Here is an 18784-nt window from a genome sequence, read left to right on the forward strand (position 1 = left end):
CTCTACTAACACCCTAACAACTAGAAAGAAACTTATGACACAAGAAACAATTCAAACATCCCAGGGGCTTTATCAGGCCCTCTGGAACTCAGCAGATGTGCTTCGCTCAAAGATGGATGCTAATGACTACAAGTCTTATCTGCTAGGCATGGTCTTTTATAAGTACCTGTCCGATAAGCTGCTCTTTTTCGTGGCAGAGACCATGGGGGAGGAAACGGAAGACTTGGAGCAGGCGCTGGATAATTACCGTGGCTACTATGAGGATGAGGAGACCAAGGCTGATCTAATCGATGTCATCAAGCAGGAGCTGTCCTATGCCATGGAGCCAGATCTGACCTTTACGAACTTGGTGCTGCAGGTCAATAGCGGTACTTTCCAGCTGGAGCATCTAGCCCAGGGCTTTCGTAATATTGAGCAGAGCGATGAGCTCTTTGAAAATCTCTTCGAGGACATTGACCTCTATTCCAAAAAGTTAGGAGCAACGCCTCAGAAGCAAAATCAAACAGTAGCTGCGGTTATGAAGGAGCTGGCTGTCCTAGATGTGGCAGGTCATGCTGGCGATATGCTAGGCGATGCCTATGAATATCTGATCGGCCAGTTTGCGACTGACTCGGGCAAGAAAGCCGGCGAGTTTTATACGCCTCAGCCCGTCGCAAAGCTCATGACCCAGATTGCTTTTCTAGGGCGTAAAGATCAGAAAGGCTTCACTCTCTATGACCCGACCATGGGCTCAGGATCGCTGCTGCTCAATGCCAAGCGCTATTCTCATGAGGCAGGGACTGTCTCTTACTTCGGCCAGGAGCTTAATACTGCTACCTATAACCTTGCTCGGATGAATATGATTCTGCACGGCGTTCCGATTGAGAACCAATTTCTCCATAATGCTGATACTTTGGATGAAGACTGGCCGACCCAGGAGCCGACCAACTTTGACGGAGTACTGATGAATCCGCCTTACTCAGCCAAGTGGTCAGCAGCAGATGGTTTCCTGCAGGATCCACGTTTCTCTGGTTTTGGTGCTCTGGCGCCTAAGTCTAAGGCAGACTTTGCCTTTCTCCTACATGGCTTTTATCACCTCAAGCAGGTCGGCGGTGTCATGGCTATCGTCCTGCCTCATGGTGTCCTCTTTAGGGGCAATGCCGAAGGTAAGATTCGTAAGGCTCTTCTAGAGGAAGGGGCAATTGATACAGTCATTGGACTCCCTGCTAATATATTCTTTAATACCAGCATTCCAACGACTATCATCATTCTCAAGAAAGATCGGACGAACCGTGATGTTTTCTTCATTGATGCGTCTAAGGAGTTTGACAAGGGCAAGAACCAGAATATTATGACGGATGCTCATATTGACAAGATTCTGAAAGCCTATAAGGCTAGGGAAGACGTAGATAAGTTTGCCCATCTGGCCAGCTTTGAAGAAATTGTCGAAAATGACTACAATCTTAATATTCCTCGCTACGTAGATACTTTTGAGGAAGAAGAAGTCGAGCCATTGACTGAGATTGTGACTAAGATTAATCGTACTAATAAGGAGATTGAAAGTAAAACAGCTGAACTTGTAAACATGCTGGGCCAGCTCAGAGGCACAACGCCTGAAGCTCAGGAAGAACTAGAGAAGTTTTTGACTGAGTTTGAGAAATAATATCTTAATAAACAACCTATCACAAACCAATCAAACTAGAGCACTCTGCGCTTGTTCTGATTGGTTTTTTCTTATTTCCGGATTTTAAACTGTATTTATTCTGTATTTCAAATAAATAGAGACTTGAAACTTTATCATATAGCAGTTTTTGGTTAGAACATTCGCCATTATTACGTTTTGGTTAAATTTGTTAGGATTGTATGAATTGTCAGAAAATTTTTATTATAATATGGTTTATAAATAAAGATAAGGAGACTTCTATGCAAAGACAACGTTTTTCACTCCGTAAATACAAGTTCGGTTTGGCTTCTGTTCTGCTAGGAACTGCTCTGGTTTTTGGTGCTGGACAGGCTCAGGCGGATGAGCAGGCGACAGTTAGTTCGTCAGGGCAAGGTCAGCCGACTGCCGCTGTGGTATCAGCGACTGAGTCCGCTTCTCAAGCAGCTAGACCTGAGAGTCAGCCGGCAACTCCAGCTGCTGTGGAGAAAGCAGCACCAGCTTCTTCTGAATCGGTAGCTTCAAGTACAGAGCAGGCGAGCCAGCCTTCTACGGCAGAGGCTAAGGAAGCAGCTGCAGATCCTGTAGAGAAAGGAGCGACTTCTTCATCGGAAGAGGCTTCTTCAAGTGCTGAGAAGGTAACTCAACCATCTGCCGCAGAGTCCAAGCCGACAGCTACAGCTAGTCCGACTGTAGAGTCTCCGGCAGCCGTAAACTCAGACAAGCCTGCTGCTAATCCTGATGCAGTAGCAGAGTCACCAACTTCTCGGGATGCTAAACCAAGCAGCATCAGTACCAATGAGATTATCAAGGTTCCTCAGACCTGGTCTCAGGGCTATAAAGGTCAAGGCCGGCTGGTAGCGATTATCGACTCAGGTCTGGATGTCCATCATGAGGTTTTGAAGATTTCTGACCCGTCAAAGGCCAAGTATCAGACAGAGGCAGCTCTGGAAGAAGCTAAGAAAAAGGCTGGTATTGACTACGGGAAGTGGTACAACAGCAAGGTTGTCTATGCCTATAACTATATCGACGGTGATGACAATATCAAGGAAAAGAACAGTTACTCGCATGGTATGCACGTAACAGGGATTTCAGTGGGAAATCCCAACAAGAAAGCTCCTAATGATGAGTATGTCTACGGTGTTGCACCGGAAGCGCAAGTTATGTTTATGAGGGTATTCTCAGACCGTCAACGCACAACTAGCGACGCTATCTATATCAAAGCTATTGATGATGCAGTAGCTTTGGGAGCTGATACCATCAATATGAGTCTAGGCTCAGCAACAGGTTCAACGGTTGATGTCAGCCCTAGTCTGCAGGCGGCTATTGAGCGCGCTCGGGCCAAGGGGGTGAGTGTGATCATTGCGGCGGGTAATGACAATACCTTTGGCAGCGGCTACTCTAAACCGCTAGTTGAAAATCCAGACTATGGTCTAGTTGACAGTCCTTCAACAGTAGAAAGCTCTATCTCAGTCGCCTCTGTCAATAACACTGTTCTGACAGAGGAAGTCATGGAAGTGCGTGGTCTGGAAAAGAATGATAAGCTTTTGAACGGTCATTTCAGCTACTCCATGGGTGAGACAAATGCAACCTTTGAAAAGGGCAAGGAATATGAGTATGTCCATGTTGGTCTTGGCCGTGAAGAGGACTTTGCTGGTAAGGATCTGACAGGTAAGCTGGCTCTTATCCAGCGTGGTTCCTTTACCTTTGCTGAAAAGGTTAGAAATGCTATCAGCCATGGTGCTGTTGGTGCTCTGATCTACAATAATGTTGACGGAGCTAACCTAACGATGAGCCTAGACAGTGAATCTAAAAAGGTTCCGTCAGCCTTTATCAGTAAGGAATATGGAGAGGCTTTGGCAGCTGGTAATTACAAGGTGGTCTTTAATGGTCTTAAGGTCAATCGGCCGCATCCAGGAGCAGGTAGTCTGTCTGACTTCTCTAGTTGGGGCGTAACGACAGATGGTTTGCTCAAGCCAGATGTGACAGCACCAGGTGGCGATATTTACTCTTCGCTTAATGACAATACCTATGGCTCTATGAAGGGAACCAGTATGGCTACGCCTCATGTGGCTGGTGTGGCGGCTCTGGTCAAGGAATATCTCCTTCAGCACTATCCAGACTTAACACCTGCCCAGAATGCAGACTTAGTCAAAGCCCTCATCATGTCAACAGCCAAGCTGCACGTCAATAAGGAAACTGGTGTCTACACCTCTCCGCGTCAGCAGGGAGCTGGTATCGTAGATACGGCAGCGGCTATTTCTACCGGCCTCTATGTGACAGGGGATAATCAATATCCTAGCGTTTCCTTGGGCAATGTCCAAGACAGCTTCACCTTTGATGTTACGGTTCATAATATCACGGATAAGGACCGGACCCTGAAGATGATTGTCAATACTAATACGGATGCGGTCAAGGATGGCTACTTTACTCTGACACCGCGCAAACTAACTGAAACGGTTTGGCCAGAAGTTACGGTCAAGGCTCACAGCAGCCAGAAAGTGACGGTCAAGGTAAATACTGCTAAGTTTGCGGAAGAGTTGATCAAGCAGATGCCGAATGGCTATTTCTTAGAAGGCTTTGTCCGCTTTGTGGATCCAGCGGATGACGGCGATGTGATTAGTCTGCCATTTATGGGCTTCCGTGGGCAATTCCAAGATCTTCCAGCTGTAGAAAGACCAATCTATGATCTAGTCCAAGAAGGCAAGTCAGGCTTCTATTACCCAGTGCCAAAAGACAAGAGTATCCTGTCTGATGACAATGTCTCTTCCCTTGTGACGGAGTCAAATGATACCCTCTACTCTACCGGTGGAACAGCTGCCCGCAGCTCAATTGTACTGGGAACTGCAGAAAATGCGGATGGTAAGCATGTGCTGCAGCTGGGAGCGGATGGCAAGATTCGTCTGGCCTTCTCACCTAATGGTGATGGCAATCAGGACAGCATCCAGTATCGGACAGTTCTCTATCGCAATATCAATAATCTGACAGCTAGTGTCTATACGGCAGATGATAAGGACTATCGCTTCCCAATCTGGCAGAGCAGCACGATTAGAGAAGGCCGCAAGAACTACTATAGTGGTCAGTCAGACAATCCTAAGTCCTACCTACTGGAAGATACATACTGGGATGGTCGTGATAGCAAGGGTGAGAAGTTGGAAGATGGCCTCTATACCTATGTGGTTCGCTATACGCCAGATGTACCAGGTGCTAAAGAGCAGCAGATTAGCTTTAAGCTGCAGATCGATACGCAGAAACCTTTGATTAGTTCAGGCTATATCAGTACCAAGGATGGCGCAGAAACCTTTACGGCTCGCAAGCCAAAAGATGTCGGCAACGGCGGTATTTTGAGAGAACAGGTCTTCTATCTGCAAGCAGATGAAAAAGGGAAAGAGACTTATAAAGCCGTAGATGATTTTGGCATTGAGCGTGATTACGAGCGTCGAGTTTACATCTCAGCCAATGCGGATGGTAGCTACACCTTGCCAAAAGGAGTGGACAAGTCTAAGATTTTCTATGTGGTAGAGGACTATGCGGGTAACCGTGATGCCATAGCTTTGTCAGAGCTAGTAAGTGCTGAAAATGATGGTCGTATCCGTGTTGCTCTGGTGGATGCCAATACGCGTCAGGATGTATCGTCGACCTTTGTCTATCGAATCAAGGATAGCAAGGGCAAGTATGTCGAACTGGACAAGGGCAAGCAAATCAACGCTCTGCCATTTGGCCGCTATACAGCAGAGATCTTTACTTATGATAAGGATGGGCTTCGTTTCTACAGCGATCTGACTCAGGAGTTTGAGCTGACAGCCCAAGATAGCTTTAAGACGATTGAGTTTCTAGTCAAGAAGTTGGTCTTTGCACCGGTCAGCGTTGCCTTTGATCAAGCTGTTCCGAAGAATACTCAAGTGGTTCTCAAGAATAACAATGGCGATGCCTATACGCTTCCAGCAGAACTGTTTGGCAAGCATGCCTTTGGAAGATCTGTAGCAGCTGGATTCTACTCTGTCTTTGTCAACCTGCCGACGGGTTACGAGCTCTGGGAAAATGAGCCGACTGTTGAGGTCAAAGAGGGTAAGAATAACCTGCTCAAGCTGGGAGTTATCGTCAAGTCAGGCTTGCTGGCGGCTGTCAATCAGCAGTCTAGTCTGGTCGGCACTGCTCAGTATTACAATGCTTCTGCAGCGAAGCGCACAGCCTATGACCAAGCATATCAGGCAGCCAAGGAAGCTTTGACAAGTAAACTGACCCAAGCGCAAGTTGATGCCGTAAGAGCAAAACTAGAAACAGCATCTACTAATTTAGACGGCAAGGACTCTGATATTGCTGCGGTTAAGGCGGCTGTAGAAGCTTATGCAGCTACCACTAAGACAGGTGCTTATGCCAATGCTAAGGATAGAACTCGCCGTGCTTATGATAAGGCCTTCCAAGCAGTGGCTCTGCTCTTGGTGCAGGACAAGGTGACCCAGGAGCAAATCGATACAGCCCTAGCTCAGCTGACTACAGCAGAGAAGAAGTTGGATGGCAAGGCGACTAACTTTACTAATCTCAAGAAGCTAGTCGATGATGAGGTACATTACCAAGCCATCAGCAATAAGTTTATCTATGCGACTGACGCAGTTAAGGCGGCTTATCTAGAAGCTTATGCACAGGCTAAGGAAGTTTTGGCTAATCCAGGTGCCAGCCAGGAAGATGTCAAAGAAGCCATTGCCAATCTCAGAGCAGCCAAGAGAAAGCTTGATGGCAGAAAGCCAAGAGTAGTAAAACCGAAAAAACCTAAACAAGTCTAATTGGTTTTCAAGTCAGTTAAAATCCCTTAAGTTGAAACTTGAGGGATTTTTCGATAAGTATTTTACATTGGCCCTATTTTCTGCTATAATCTTTTTTAGAAAGAATTCTCATTGTCTACTTTTTAGCGAGTTCGGGATAGTGTGAGCCGGATAGGGAAGCAGTGCAGATGGCGCTTTCGGTTATAATTTTTAAAGTAATGAAGTAATAAATTAGGGTGGAACCGCGTCTTGACGCCCCTAGGTGAAATAGCCTAGGAGTGTCGGATGTGGTTCTTTTGCGTACTGAGTCTATTGTTCGAAAGAAAGGAGATTCGTGGAGAACCTTTATCTTGTAAAAGACGAGAACCAATTAGCAGCTTTTCGAGATTTCGTCGCAAAGAATTCCGCAAAGTTGCAGGCTTATCTAACATTTTTAAAAGACGAGTTTGCGGTTTATGACTTGCCGCAAGCCATCATTTGGTCCGATTTTGATTCTGCTACGCAGATCATTCGGGAAATTCCTGTACCAGCCTATACAAATGATAGGCGGATGGTTATGACTCCCGAATTGACGGTTTGGAAAGATGTGTATCTCCTTCAGTTGGAGAATTACGAGACCTCTCACCAAACTCGAGCAATAGAAAGCCATTATCAGTCTTTGTCTGAAAATTCTCTCTTACAGATTGTGGGCCATGAGTTGGCTCATTGGTCAGAACATTTTTCAGATGATTTTGATGGATACGGTGCCTATATCTGGTTTGAAGAAGGGATGGTTGAGTATATTAGCCGCAAGTATTTCTTTACAGATGAGGAATTTCGAGCAGAAAAAGCTTGTAATCAGTCTCTCGTAAAGCTCTTTCAGAAAAAGCACGGTTGGCACTCATTGAATGATTTCGGCACTTCGACTTATCAAGGGAATTATGCTAGTATTTTTTATGAATACTGGCGCAGTTTTTTGACAGTCGACAAGCTAGTAGAAAATCTAGGCAGTGTGCAAGCGGTCTTTGATTCTTATCATCGGTGGGCAAATACAGATAAAACACTTCCCTTGTTGGATTGGTTCATACAGCAGAAAATAATAGACAAAGAGATATAAACAAACTAAAGGAGTAAAAAATGTCCAAGAAACTTACCTTTCACCTCGCCAAAGTCAATTGCGAACCTAAAGGTTCGATTGACTAACGACAACCGCTATGGGCGGTTTGTCTAGGCGATGTACTAGCTTTTCAAAAGGGAAATAATCGTTCCCTTTTGAACGCTTCGCAAGGATCTCAAGAAACAAAAGGAGTAAAAAATGTCTAAAAAGTTAACATTTCAAGAAATTATCTTGACTTTACAGCAGTTCTGGAATGATCAGGGCTGTATGCTCATGCAGGCTTATGATAATGAGAAGGGGGCGGGAACGATGAGTCCCTACACCTTCCTGCGGGCTATTGGGCCAGAGCCGTGGAATGCGGCCTATGTAGAGCCATCTCGCCGGCCGGCAGATGGTCGTTATGGGGAAAATCCCAACCGTCTTTACCAGCACCATCAATTTCAGGTGGTTATGAAGCCATCTCCAAGCAATATCCAAGAACTTTACTTGCAGTCTTTGGAGCTCTTGGGTATCAATCCGCTGGAGCACGATATCCGCTTTGTTGAGGATAACTGGGAAAATCCGTCAACTGGCTCGGCTGGTCTGGGCTGGGAAGTCTGGCTGGATGGTATGGAAATCACTCAGTTCACTTACTTCCAGCAGGTCGGAGGTCTGTCAACTCAACCGGTGACAGCTGAGGTGACTTATGGCCTGGAGCGTCTGGCTTCTTATATCCAAGAAGTGGACTCAGTTTACGACATTGAGTGGGCTGATGGCGTTAAGTACGGCGAAATTTTCACGCATCCTGAGTATGAACATTCCAAGTACAGCTTTGAGGTCAGCGACCAAGACTTGCTCTTGGGGAATTTTGAGAAGTTTGAAGCGGAAGCTAAGCGCTGTCTGGACGAGCATCTGGTGCACCCCGCCTATGACTATGTTCTCAAATGCTCGCATACCTTTAACCTCTTGGATGCGCGTGGTGCCGTATCTGTGACAGAGCGGGCTGGCTATATCGCCCGTATTCGTAATCTGGCTCGTGTTGTGGCTAAGACCTTTGTGGCTGAGCGCAAGCGTCTGGGCTACCCACTTTTGGATGCAGAGACTCGCGAGAAACTCTTGGCAGAGGAGGGAGAATAATTATGGTAAAAAATTTATTAGTTGAATTAGGCTTGGAGGAAATGCCAGCCTATGTCGTGACACCGAGCATGAAGCAGTTGCGCGACAAGATGGGGGCTTTCCTGACAGACCATCGTCTGACCTTTGAGAAAATTGAAATGTTCTCCACACCGCGTCGTTTGGCGGTGCGCGTAGTTGGCTTGGCGGACAAGCAGTCTGATTTGACCGAAGATTTCAAAGGCCCTTCTAAGAAAATTGCTCTGGATTCAGATGGGAACTTCACCAAGGCTGCAGAAGGCTTTGTTCGTGGCAAGGGCTTGACGGTTGAGGATATTACTTTCCGTGAAATCAAGGGTGAAGAATACGTCTATGTGACCAAGGAAGAGGTCGGCCGCCCGGTAGAGGAAATCATCCCAGCAGTGACAGAAGTTCTGCAAGCTCTGACCTTCCCTGTCAGCATGCACTGGGCCAACAATACCTTTGAATACATCCGCCCAGTCCACACCTTGACTGTGCTCCTAGATGAGCAGGCCTTTGATTTGGATTTCTTGGATATCAAGAGCGGCCGTACGAGCCGAGGACACCGTTTCTTGGGGCAAGAAACGGAGATTGTTTCAGCGGATTCCTATGAAGATGACCTACGGGCTCAGTTTGTCATTGCCAGTCCTCTTGAGCGGGGAGATATGATTGTTGAGCAGATTCGAGCACTGGAAGAGGAGCACGGGGTTTCTATCGAGATTGACGAAGACCTGCTCAATGAAGTGTTGAATCTGGTAGAATATCCAACTGCTTTCTTGGGTAATTTTGATGCCAAATATTTAGATGTGCCTGAGGAAGTGCTGGTGACTTCCATGAAAGAGCACCAGCGTTATTTTGTTGTGCGCGATGCTGAAGGCAAACTTTTGCCGCACTTCATCTCTGTCCGCAATGGAAATGCAGAGCACTTGGAAAATGTCATCAAGGGAAATGAGAAAGTCTTGGTGGCTCGTCTGGAAGATGGGGAATTCTTCTGGCGGGAAGACCAAAAACTGGCTATTGCCGACTTGGTTGAAAAGCTGAGCAATGTGACCTTCCACGAAAAGATTGGCTCTCTAGCAGAGCACATGGAGCGGACTGGCAAGATTGCTGCTCTCTTGGCGCAAGAAGCAGGATTGGATGCTGATGAGACAGCTGACTTGGCTTGTGCAGCGGCTATTTATAAGTTTGACTTGCTGACTGGTATGGTTGGGGAATTTGATGAGTTGCAAGGTATCATGGGTGAGAAGTATGCTCTTCTGGCTGGTGAGAATGCTGCAGTGGCAGCTGCCATTCGGGAGCACTATATGCCGACTTCAGCCGATGGCGAATTGCCTGAGACTAAGGTTGGTGCGGTCTTGGCGCTGGCCGATAAGTTGGACACCATTCTGTCTTTCTTCTCAGTTGGCTTGATTCCGAGCGGTTCCAATGACCCGTATGCACTGCGCCGTGCGACTCAGGGTGTCGTGCGTATCTTGGATAAGTTTGGCTGGAACATTGACTTGGCTCAGCTTCTTGGTCGACTTTACGAACTCAAGTTTGATAGCTTAAGCTATGACAATCAAGAGGCGGTGCTGGACTTCTTCCGTGCCCGTGTTGAGAAAATGATGGATCGCAGCATTCCGAAAGACATTGTTACGTCTGTTCTTCAAAGCACTCACTTTGTCGTACGCGATTTGGTAGAAACAGCAGCGCTTCTAGCAGAAAAAGCTCAGGAAGACAACTTCAAGTCAGCAGTCGAAAGCCTGTCTCGGGTCTTTAATCTAGCTGAAAAAGCCCAAGGGCAGACAGCTGTCAATCCAGCACTCTTTGAAAATCAAGAGGAAAAAGACTTGGCAGCTGCTATTGAAGCAGTGGAGCTGACGGCAGACTTAGCTGCCAATCTGGACCAACTCTTTGCTCTCAGTCCAGTTATTGACGCTTTCTTTGACCATACCATGGTCATGGCAGAAGATGAGGCTGTGCGCAGCAACCGCCTAGCTCTCCTAGCTTCTTTGACGGCTAAGGCGGGACAGCTGGCCCAGTTTAATCAGATTAATACCAAATAAAAGGTAAGAGAGGTAGAATCATGGATCCTAAAAAAATTGCCCGTATTAATGAACTGGCTAAAAAGAAAAAAACCGTCGGTCTGACTGGTGAAGAAAAGGTAGAGCAGGCCAAGCTTCGTGAAGAGTATATCGAAGGTTACCGTCGCTCTGTTCGCCATCACATCGAAGGTATTAAGATTGTTGACGAGGAAGGCAATGATGTGACACCTGAGAAGTTGCGTCAAGTTCAGCGCGAGAAAGGTCTTCATGGCCGCAGTCTGGATGACCCAGAGTCTTAAGTAAATATAAAAAATCCCTCGCTAGGAAGCTAGAAAGTTCCTGTCGAGGGGTTCTTTTATTCTTGTTTACGTTTTTTCAAAATGCGGAGAGCCATATAGGTGCAGCTAACAATGATTGCTACATCCAGCCAGAAAATCCAAGGCTCCGTGATACGGAAAAAGAAGTAAGCAGCGATAGCGATAATGAGGGACAGAATCCCTAGATCCATTTTTTCTTTGAGATTAAGTCTCATAGGTCATCTTCCTCCTTTTTTTGTGCTTGACGAATCTTTCCTTTGGCAATGAAATGCATAATCAGTCCAAATCCAAGACCTGCGGCTAATCCAGTTATAATAAGTTTAGGCTGAAGCAAAACTTGTAGGATATCTTTCTTTTCCATGACAGCTATCATGATGCCGAAGAGAGGGTAAAAGAGCAGCCAATAGGAGAAGCCTGCTTTGAGACCAGCATGTTTCATAGCTTTTTCTTCTTTTTCATCCTGAAGTCCTAGCTCTAGATCATCAATTCCTTTGCGCCGTGCTTGGATGATTATATAGACACAGAAGCCGAGGATAAGGATTTCCAGCAGGATAGGATAGGCAAGAGCGATAATTTTGGGCCAGCGAAAGGCTAGGGGAAAGGCGATGGCATTGCCAAAAATCAGAATAAAGAAAAGCCAAATAAAGCCTATATTTCCTAAGTGTTCAGCCTGTTGGCGCTTTTGCTCGTCCAAAGGTCCGGTAATGCCGTAAAATCGTTTAATCATCTTGTCTGAGAATGTTTCTTTTTTCATGTTTGTGTCCTTTCTAGCTTAGGTCAAGGGATTATTCGCTCTGTTCAGTATGGTGTTTGCGTGATTTGAAGTAAAAGCTGATAAAAACACCTAAAATGCTAGCGACCAAGGCTGTTTTCAGGATTCGATCAGCTTTTAAAAAGAGAGTGAAAAAGTCTTGCTTGAGAGTGACTGCCTCTACAAGGCTAAAGATAGGATGGAAAGTCAACCCAACGAAGAGAGCAATCTTAAGACCAGGATATTGAAGCTTGCGCCTTTCTTTTTCACTCATGAGTTCCAAATCCAAATCTGCCAGGTGCTCTTTCTCAGACCTGAAGTAAATGATGCCAGCTATTATAAAGGTAAGAAGCTCTATAATAATGGGGTAAATTCGAGCATCTAATCCTGGATAGATATCGGCTAGCATGAAAGCTAGGAAATTACCAACTTGCAAAATCAAGAAAAGCCAAATAAAGCCTATATTTCCTAGATGTTCAGCCTGTTGGCGTTTTTGCTCGTCCAAAGGTCCGGTAATGCCGTAAAATCGTTTAATCATCTTGTCTGAGAATGTTTCTTTTTTCATGTTTGTTTCCTTTCTTTAGGTATGAATGTTGCTTCAGGGAAAAACTCTTAGTCATTTGAATCTTCATCTGTCAGCTGGGGTTCCCAAAAGAGGGCGTTGAGGTCAGTATCCAGCGCTCTAGCCAGATTGATACAGAGCTCGAGGGTAGGGTTGTATTTGTTGTTTTCAATCATATTGATAGTTTGCCGCGATACCCCGATAGACTTGGCCAACTCTAGCTGAGACATCTTTTTTTCTTTTCGAAATTCTTTGACACGATTCATTACACCCTTCCTTTCTAATACTATAACTAATAACTTTCAGTAAGTTTGTCAGTTATATTTGACTTTTATTTTATGCTAGTATAATACTTTTCGGAAAAAGTGTCAAGTATATCTGACAAAAAATTTTAAAAAGGATTTCATCCGCTTACTTTTTCTTTTAAATTTTTTTTTGCTTTTGAATGTGATATAATAAGTAAGATATGACAAACGAATTTCATCACATTACGGTTCTTCTTCATGAAACGGTTGACCAGCTGGCTGTTAAGCCTGACGGCATCTATGTCGATGCGACCCTTGGGGGTGCTGGTCACAGCGAATATCTTTTGAGCCAGCTCGGGGATGAGGGGCATCTTTATGCCTTTGATCAGGACCAGACAGCTATTGACAATGCTAAAAAGCGCCTGGCTCCTTATGTAGAGCGGGGGATGGTGACTTTTATCAAGGACAATTTCCGCCACCTCAAGAGCCGTTTGCAAGAAGCCGATGTGGAAGAAATTGATGGGATTTGTTATGACTTAGGCGTTTCCAGCCCTCAGCTGGATCAGCGTGAGCGTGGTTTTTCCTATAAACAGGATGCGCCTTTGGATATGCGCATGAACCGCGAGGCTGCCTTGACAGCTTTTGAGGTTGTCAATCATTATAGCTATCAGGATTTGGTACGAATCTTTTTTAAATATGGCGAAGACAAGTTTTCTAAGCAGATTGCTCGCAAGATTGAGCAGGCTAGAAGTATCAAGCCTATTGAAACAACGACAGAACTGGCTGAAATTATCAAGTCAGCTAAGCCAGCTAAGGAGCTGAAGAAGAAAGGCCATCCAGCCAAGCAGATTTTTCAGGCCATTCGGATTGAGGTCAATGATGAGCTGGGAGCGGCGGATGAGTCTATTCAGCAGGCCATTGATCTGCTTGCGGTAGACGGCCGGATTGCGGTCATTACCTTTCATTCACTGGAAGACCGTCTGACCAAGCAGCTTTTCAAGGAAGCGTCAACAGTGGATGTTCCCAAGGGCCTGCCCTTTATCCCTGATGAACTGCAGCCTAAGCTGGAGCTGGTCAGCCGCAAACCAATTTTACCAAGCAAAGAAGAATTAGAAAGCAATAACCGGGCTCATTCCGCTAAGCTGCGCGTGGCCCGTAAGATACACAAGTGAGGAAGAAATGTCAGAAAAAAGACCAAACCCGCTTCAAGATCAGATGCGAAAATTTTCCCGAGTTGAGAAGGCCTTTTATGGCTCCATCGTTTTGACTGCCATTATTTTAGCAGTCAGCATCGTCTTTATGCAGACCAAGTTATTGCAGGTGGATCGGGATTTGACGGAAGTCAATACCCAGATTGAAGCGGAGCAGACAGAGCTGGCCGATATCAAGCAGGAAGTCAATGAACTGACTCGCTATGAAAGACTGTCTCAGTTAGCCAGCTCTCAGGATATGAAACTCCAGAAGGGAAATCGTAAAACAGTGAGTTCAACGGATGAAGAATAGAATTTTTGAAAGAATTAAAAAATACGCCCTGAAAAATAGGCAAACCCCTGAATACAATCGGCGGCAAGTGGGAAAGAGCATGAGCATCTTAGCTATCTTTCTCTTTTTCGTTTTCTTGATTAATTTTGCCATCATTATCGGGACAGACCAGAAGTTCGGGGTTAATCTATCAAAGGGTGCAGAAGTAGTACATCAAAAGACGGTCACAGTCGCTGCCCGGCGGGGAACAATCTATGACCGAAATGGAGTTCCCATTGCAGAGGATGCCACGACCTATAATGTCTATGCCATTATTGATAAGAGTTACAAGTCAGCTACTGGCAAGATTCTCTACGTAGAAGAATCCCAGTATGATAAGGTGGCAGAGATTTTCAATCAGTACCTAGAGTTGGATAAGGACTACGTCAAAACCCAGCTGTCGCAGAAAAATCTCAAGCAGGTTTCCTTCGGGGCACAGGGCAATGGCATTACCTACAGTAATATGAATGCCATGCGTGAAGCCTTTGAAGCTGCTGGTATTGAAGGGATTGACTTTACTACCAGTCCTAACCGCAGTTATAATAACGGTGTATTTGCCTCCCAGTTTATCGGTCTTGCCCAGCTGCAGGAGGATAAGGAAGGCAATAAGACGCTGAAAGGGACTTCTGGCATGGAGCAGGCTCTGGATAGGATTCTTGCTGGTCAGAATGGGATTGTGACCTATGAAAAAGACCGGAATGGTAATGTAGTTCCTGGATCAGAAAAGGTCTCTGTACAAGCAGAGGACGGCAAGGACGTCTATACAACGCTGTCAGCGGATTTGCAAACCTATCTGGAAACGCGGATGAACGCCTTTCAGGAGAAAGTCAAAGGTAAGTTTGTCAATGCGTCCTTGGTCAGTGCCAAGACCGGTGAAATCCTAGCTACCTCTCAACGGCCGACCTATAATGCAGATACCAAGGAAGGCTTGAATGAGAAAAATCTAGGCAACTGGAACACCATGCTCTATCAAGGCCAGTACGAGCCTGGATCTACCATGAAGGTCATGACTCTAGCTTCAGCTATTGATAATGGCAGCTTTAATCCTAACGATACCTATGACAGTAGAGAGTACAAGGTCATGGATGCGACCATTCGGGACTGGAATGTCAACATGGGGATTTCAGAAGGGGAAACCCTGACCTTTGCCCAAGGATTTACCTATTCCAGTAACGTCGGTATGACTATTCTGGAGCAGAAGATGGGCAATGACAAGTGGCTGGACTACTTGAGTAAGTTTAAATTTGGTCTGCCGACCCGCTTTGGGATGGGCAATGAAACCTATGGCTCTTTGCCAGGTGATAACTATGTTACGATTGCCATGAGCTCCTTTGGTCAAGGGATTGGTGTGACCCAGGTGCAGATGTTGCGTGCCTTCTCGTCCGTTGCCAATGACGGCGTCATGGTGGAGCCTAAGTTTATCAATGCCATCCATGATCCAAAAACCAATACAGCTCGTAAGACAGCGACAGAAATTATCGGAAATCCTGTCTCAGAAAAAGCAGCTCAAACCACTCGGGATTATATGGTTCAGGTCGGAACAGACCCCTACAAAGGAACCCTGAATGTCGGTGGAGAACCCGTCATTCAAGTGGCCGGTCAGAATGTCGCTGTCAAGTCAGGGACCGCTCAGATCGCTTCTGAAAATGGTTATCTAGAGGGTGAGAACGACTACATCTACTCAGTTGTTGCCATGACGCCGGCAGAAAATCCTGAATTTATCATGTATGTGACAGTTCAGCAGCCCGAGGAAAAATTCCAGCCTATATTCTGGCAGGAAGTGGTCAATCCGGTCTTGGAAGAAGCGGTCGCTCTCAAAGACAGCCTTAATCTGACAACGGAAGCGACTCCGGCTCTTGAAACAGTCACTGAAGAAACCAGTTATAAAATGCCATCAGTTGAAAAACTGACCAAGCAACTAGGTCTGAAACATCAAATCAGTCCTGGCGGTCTGGCAGATGAATTGCGCCGCAACCTCGTCCAACCAATTGTGCTGGGAACAGGTGGCAAGATTAAAAAAGTATCTGTCAAAGAGGGCAAAAATCTCAAGGCCAACCAGCAGGTTTTGATCTTGTCAGATGATTTAGACAGTCTGCCTGATATGTACGGCTGGACCAAGGCCAATGTCGAACGTTTTGCGAAGTGGCAGGACATTGAAGTCACTTTCAAAGGAGAGGGCTCCAAGGTCGTGAAGCAGAGCGAAAAGACCAATACTTCGCTGAAAAATCTCAAGAAAATAACAATTACAATGGGAGACTAATATGCTTATTGCTCTTATTGCAGGAATCGTAACTTTTATCCTAACTATCATCGGCATTCCTGCCTTTATTCGTTTTTACCATAAGGCTCGTATCACAGGCCAACAGATGCACGAAGATGTCAAGCAGCATCAGGCCAAGGCCGGAACACCTACCATGGGTGGCACAGTCTTTCTCTTGACATCTGTTTTGGCTAGCTTTGTTATCGGTCTATTTTCTCATCAGCTGTCCAACGGCCTTATCATGATTCTTTTTATCTTGGTCCTGTATGGCGTTGTCGGCTTTTTGGACGACTTCCTCAAGGTGTTTCGTAAGATCAACGAGGGTCTAAATCCCAAGCAGAAACTGTTTTTGCAGCTGGTCGGCGGAGTTGTCTTTTACTTCTTTTATAATCAGCACGGTGCAGGTGACCAGCTGAATGTCTTCACCGTTCCTGTCCAGATAGGCTTCCTCTATGTCTTTTTCGTCCTTTTTTGGCTGATTGGCTTCTCCAATGCTGTCAATCTGACGGATGGAATTGATGGTTTGGCCAGTATCTCGGTGGTCATTAGCTTGGTGGCCTATGCTGTAATTGCTGTTGAGCAGAAGCGTTTTGATATTTTGATTGTCATCATCAGTATGATTGGTGGCTTGCTAGGCTTCTTTGTTTTCAACCATAAGCCTGCTAAAATCTTCATGGGCGATGTAGGAAGTCTGGCTTTGGGCGGTATGCTGGCTGCTATCTCCATTTCCCTTCATCAAGAGTGGACCCTGCTCTTGATTGGTATCGTCTATGTGTTTGAAACGACCTCGGTCATGATGCAGGTGACTTACTTCAAGCTGACCGGCGGCAAGCGAATTTTCCGGATGACCCCGGTTCATCACCACTTTGAGCTGGGAGGCCTAACTGGCCACGGCAAGGAGTGGAGCGAGTGGAAGGTCGATTTCTTCTTCTGGGGAATCGGTATCGTGGGCAGTCTTTTGACCCTGGCTATCCTATATCTATAGCAAGAAGCGAGTCTCTGACTCGCTTTTCTGCTTCTTAGATTTGAGGATAAGCAGGATGGTCAATTTTTTGGTATAATAGTTAGGATAATAGAATAGAGGATAAGATGAAATTTACAGAATTTAAGTTTAAAGATTATATTCAGGAAGCGCTCAGGGATTTGAACTTCGTTGAAGCGACTCCGGTCCAAGAGAAGCTGATTCCAGTGGTATTGTCAGGTCGGGATTTGGTCGGTGAGTCCAAGACAGGCTCTGGTAAGACCCACACGTTTTTGCTGCCGATCTTTCAAATACTGGATGAGGAAGCAGACAGCGTGCAGGCTGTTATTACAGCCCCAAGTCGGGAGCTGGCAGCGCAGATTTATCAGGCTGCTCGTCAGTTGGCTAGCTTTTCTGAAAAAGAGATTCGGGTGGCCAATTATGTTGGTGGGACTGACAAAACTCGTCAGATTGGGAAGTTAGAATCCAGTCAGCCGCATATCGTCATCGGAACGCCAGGGCGGATTTATGACTTGGTAGAGTCTGGCGATTTGGCCATTCACAAGGCTAAGACCTTTGTCGTTGACGAGGCGGATATGACACTGGACATGGGCTTTTTGGCGACGGTTGATAAGATTGCAGGCCGGTTGCCTAAAGATCTGCAGTTTCTCGTTTTTTCAGCGACTATTCCACAGAAGCTTCAGCCATTTTTGAAAAAATACCTGTCTAATCCAGTGATTGAGCAGATTAAGACCAAGACGGTCATTGCGGACACCATTGAAAACTGGCTCTTGTCAACCAAGGGACGAGACAAGAATGCTCAGATTTATCAAATCAGTCAGCTTCTGCAGCCTTATTTGGCTATGATTTTCGTCAATACCAAGACGAGGGCAGATGAGCTGCACAGCTATCTGACAACTCAAGGGCTCAAAGTTACTAAAATTCATGGAGATATTGCTCCGCGGGAGCGCAAGCGTATCATGAATCAGGTCAAGAATCTGGATTTTGAGTACATTGTTGCTACTGATTTGGCAGCGCGGGGGATTGATATCGAAGGTGTCAGCCATGTTATCAACGATGCCATTCCTCAGGACTTGTCTTTCTTTGTCCATAGGGTAGGCCGAACCGGCCGTAATGGTCTTCCTGGTACAGCCATTACTCTCTACCAGCCGAGCGACGACTCAGATATTCGGGAGCTGGAAAAGATGGGGATCAAATTCACTCCCAAGATGATAAAGGATGACGAGTTTCAGGATACCTACGACCGAGACCGTCGGGCCAATCGGGAAAAGAGCCGGGAGAAGCTGGACACGGAAATGCTGGGGCTGGTCAAGAAGAAAAAGAAAAAAATCAAACCAGGCTACAAGAAAAAAATCCAGTGGGCTGTTAACGAAAAGCGCCGCAAGACCAAGCGAGCAGAGAATCGTGCACGTGGCCGGGCAGAGCGTAAGGCTAAGCGCCAAACCTTTTAGTGATATACTTTTCTTATCGCTGTGATAAGAAAAATATATTAGTCTTTATGAGATAGATAT

Annotated in this window: 15 protein-coding genes; 11 read left to right on the forward strand and 4 right to left on the reverse strand. The window is 45.9% G+C overall.

What is annotated here, in order from left to right; genetic code table 11:
* The first annotated feature begins 34 nt into the window (after positions 1–34).
* The 6 genes from J1C91_RS02475 (at position 35) to J1C91_RS02500 (ending at position 10934) form a co-directional block, all read left to right on the forward strand.
* Positions 35–1642, forward strand: a complete 1608-nt coding sequence (locus tag J1C91_RS02475) for a type I restriction-modification system subunit M (RefSeq protein ID WP_125439283.1) — start codon at positions 35–37, stop codon at positions 1640–1642.
* A 260-nt stretch (positions 1643–1902) separates the two neighbouring features.
* Positions 1903–6423 (forward strand): S8 family serine peptidase, encoded by a 4521-nt coding sequence (locus J1C91_RS02480; protein WP_125439281.1) that lies wholly within the window; start codon positions 1903–1905, stop codon positions 6421–6423.
* Positions 6424–6736: 313 nt separating this feature from the next.
* Positions 6737–7498, forward strand: coding sequence for a hypothetical protein (locus J1C91_RS02485; RefSeq protein WP_002908957.1), 762 nt, complete (start codon positions 6737–6739; stop codon positions 7496–7498).
* A gap of 198 nt (positions 7499–7696) precedes the next feature.
* Positions 7697–8614, forward strand: coding sequence for a glycine--tRNA ligase subunit alpha (gene glyQ / locus J1C91_RS02490; RefSeq protein ID WP_002908958.1), 918 nt, complete (start codon positions 7697–7699; stop codon positions 8612–8614).
* A gap of 2 nt (positions 8615–8616) precedes the next feature.
* Positions 8617–10656, forward strand: a complete 2040-nt coding sequence (gene glyS, locus J1C91_RS02495; RefSeq protein ID WP_125439279.1) for a glycine--tRNA ligase subunit beta — start codon at positions 8617–8619, stop codon at positions 10654–10656.
* Between the two features lie 20 nt (positions 10657–10676).
* A complete protein-coding gene (locus J1C91_RS02500; protein ID WP_125439277.1) occupies positions 10677–10934 on the forward strand; it encodes a DUF896 family protein in 258 nt (85 codons plus the stop codon).
* 56 nt (positions 10935–10990) lie between these two features.
* On the opposite strand, the gene J1C91_RS02505 is transcribed toward J1C91_RS02500, so the two are convergent.
* Genes J1C91_RS02505 through J1C91_RS02520 form a run of 4 tightly spaced genes read right to left on the reverse strand, consistent with a single transcriptional unit; the run spans position 10991 to position 12531 of the window.
* Positions 10991–11167, reverse strand: coding sequence for a hypothetical protein (locus tag J1C91_RS02505; RefSeq protein WP_125439275.1), 177 nt, complete (start codon positions 11165–11167; stop codon positions 10991–10993).
* Complete coding sequence (locus tag J1C91_RS02510; RefSeq protein WP_125439273.1) at positions 11164–11706, reverse strand: DUF3278 domain-containing protein; 543 nt, start codon at positions 11704–11706, stop codon at positions 11164–11166. Before J1C91_RS02510 ends, J1C91_RS02505 begins: the two co-directional genes overlap by 4 nt.
* Before the next feature lie 31 nt (positions 11707–11737).
* Positions 11738–12268: a DUF3278 domain-containing protein gene (locus J1C91_RS02515; RefSeq protein WP_125439271.1), complete on the reverse strand. Its 531-nt coding sequence runs from the start codon at positions 12266–12268 to the stop codon at positions 11738–11740.
* Positions 12269–12315: 47 nt separating this feature from the next.
* Positions 12316–12531 carry a helix-turn-helix transcriptional regulator gene (locus J1C91_RS02520; RefSeq protein WP_002893537.1) on the reverse strand — a complete coding sequence of 72 codons (216 nt, stop codon included), beginning with the start codon at positions 12529–12531 and terminating at the stop codon, positions 12316–12318.
* Between the two features lie 200 nt (positions 12532–12731).
* On the opposite strand from J1C91_RS02520, the gene rsmH reads away from it, so the two are divergent.
* The 5 genes from rsmH to J1C91_RS02545 all read left to right on the forward strand — a co-directional run bounded on the left by rsmH (position 12732) and on the right by J1C91_RS02545 (position 18724).
* Positions 12732–13682: a 16S rRNA (cytosine(1402)-N(4))-methyltransferase RsmH gene (rsmH, locus tag J1C91_RS02525; protein WP_125439269.1), complete on the forward strand. Its 951-nt coding sequence runs from the start codon at positions 12732–12734 to the stop codon at positions 13680–13682.
* A gap of 7 nt (positions 13683–13689) precedes the next feature.
* Positions 13690–14013, forward strand: a complete 324-nt coding sequence (gene ftsL / locus J1C91_RS02530) for a cell division protein FtsL (RefSeq protein ID WP_002893529.1) — start codon at positions 13690–13692, stop codon at positions 14011–14013.
* On the forward strand, positions 14003–16291 hold the full coding sequence (pbp2X, locus tag J1C91_RS02535; RefSeq protein WP_125439267.1) for a penicillin-binding protein PBP2X: 2289 nt from the start codon (positions 14003–14005) through the stop codon (positions 16289–16291). Before ftsL ends, pbp2X begins: the two co-directional genes overlap by 11 nt.
* 1 nt (position 16292) lies before the next feature.
* Positions 16293–17276, forward strand: coding sequence for a phospho-N-acetylmuramoyl-pentapeptide-transferase (gene mraY / locus J1C91_RS02540; RefSeq protein WP_002893527.1), 984 nt, complete (start codon positions 16293–16295; stop codon positions 17274–17276).
* 104 nt (positions 17277–17380) lie between these two features.
* Positions 17381–18724 (forward strand): DEAD/DEAH box helicase, encoded by a 1344-nt coding sequence (locus J1C91_RS02545; protein ID WP_002908970.1) that lies wholly within the window; start codon positions 17381–17383, stop codon positions 18722–18724.
* The last annotated feature ends 60 nt before the right edge of the window (positions 18725–18784 follow it).

The sequence above is a fragment of the Streptococcus sanguinis genome (assembly GCF_050222175.1).
In the GTDB taxonomy this organism is placed as follows: Bacteria; Bacillota; Bacilli; order Lactobacillales; family Streptococcaceae; genus Streptococcus; species Streptococcus sanguinis_M.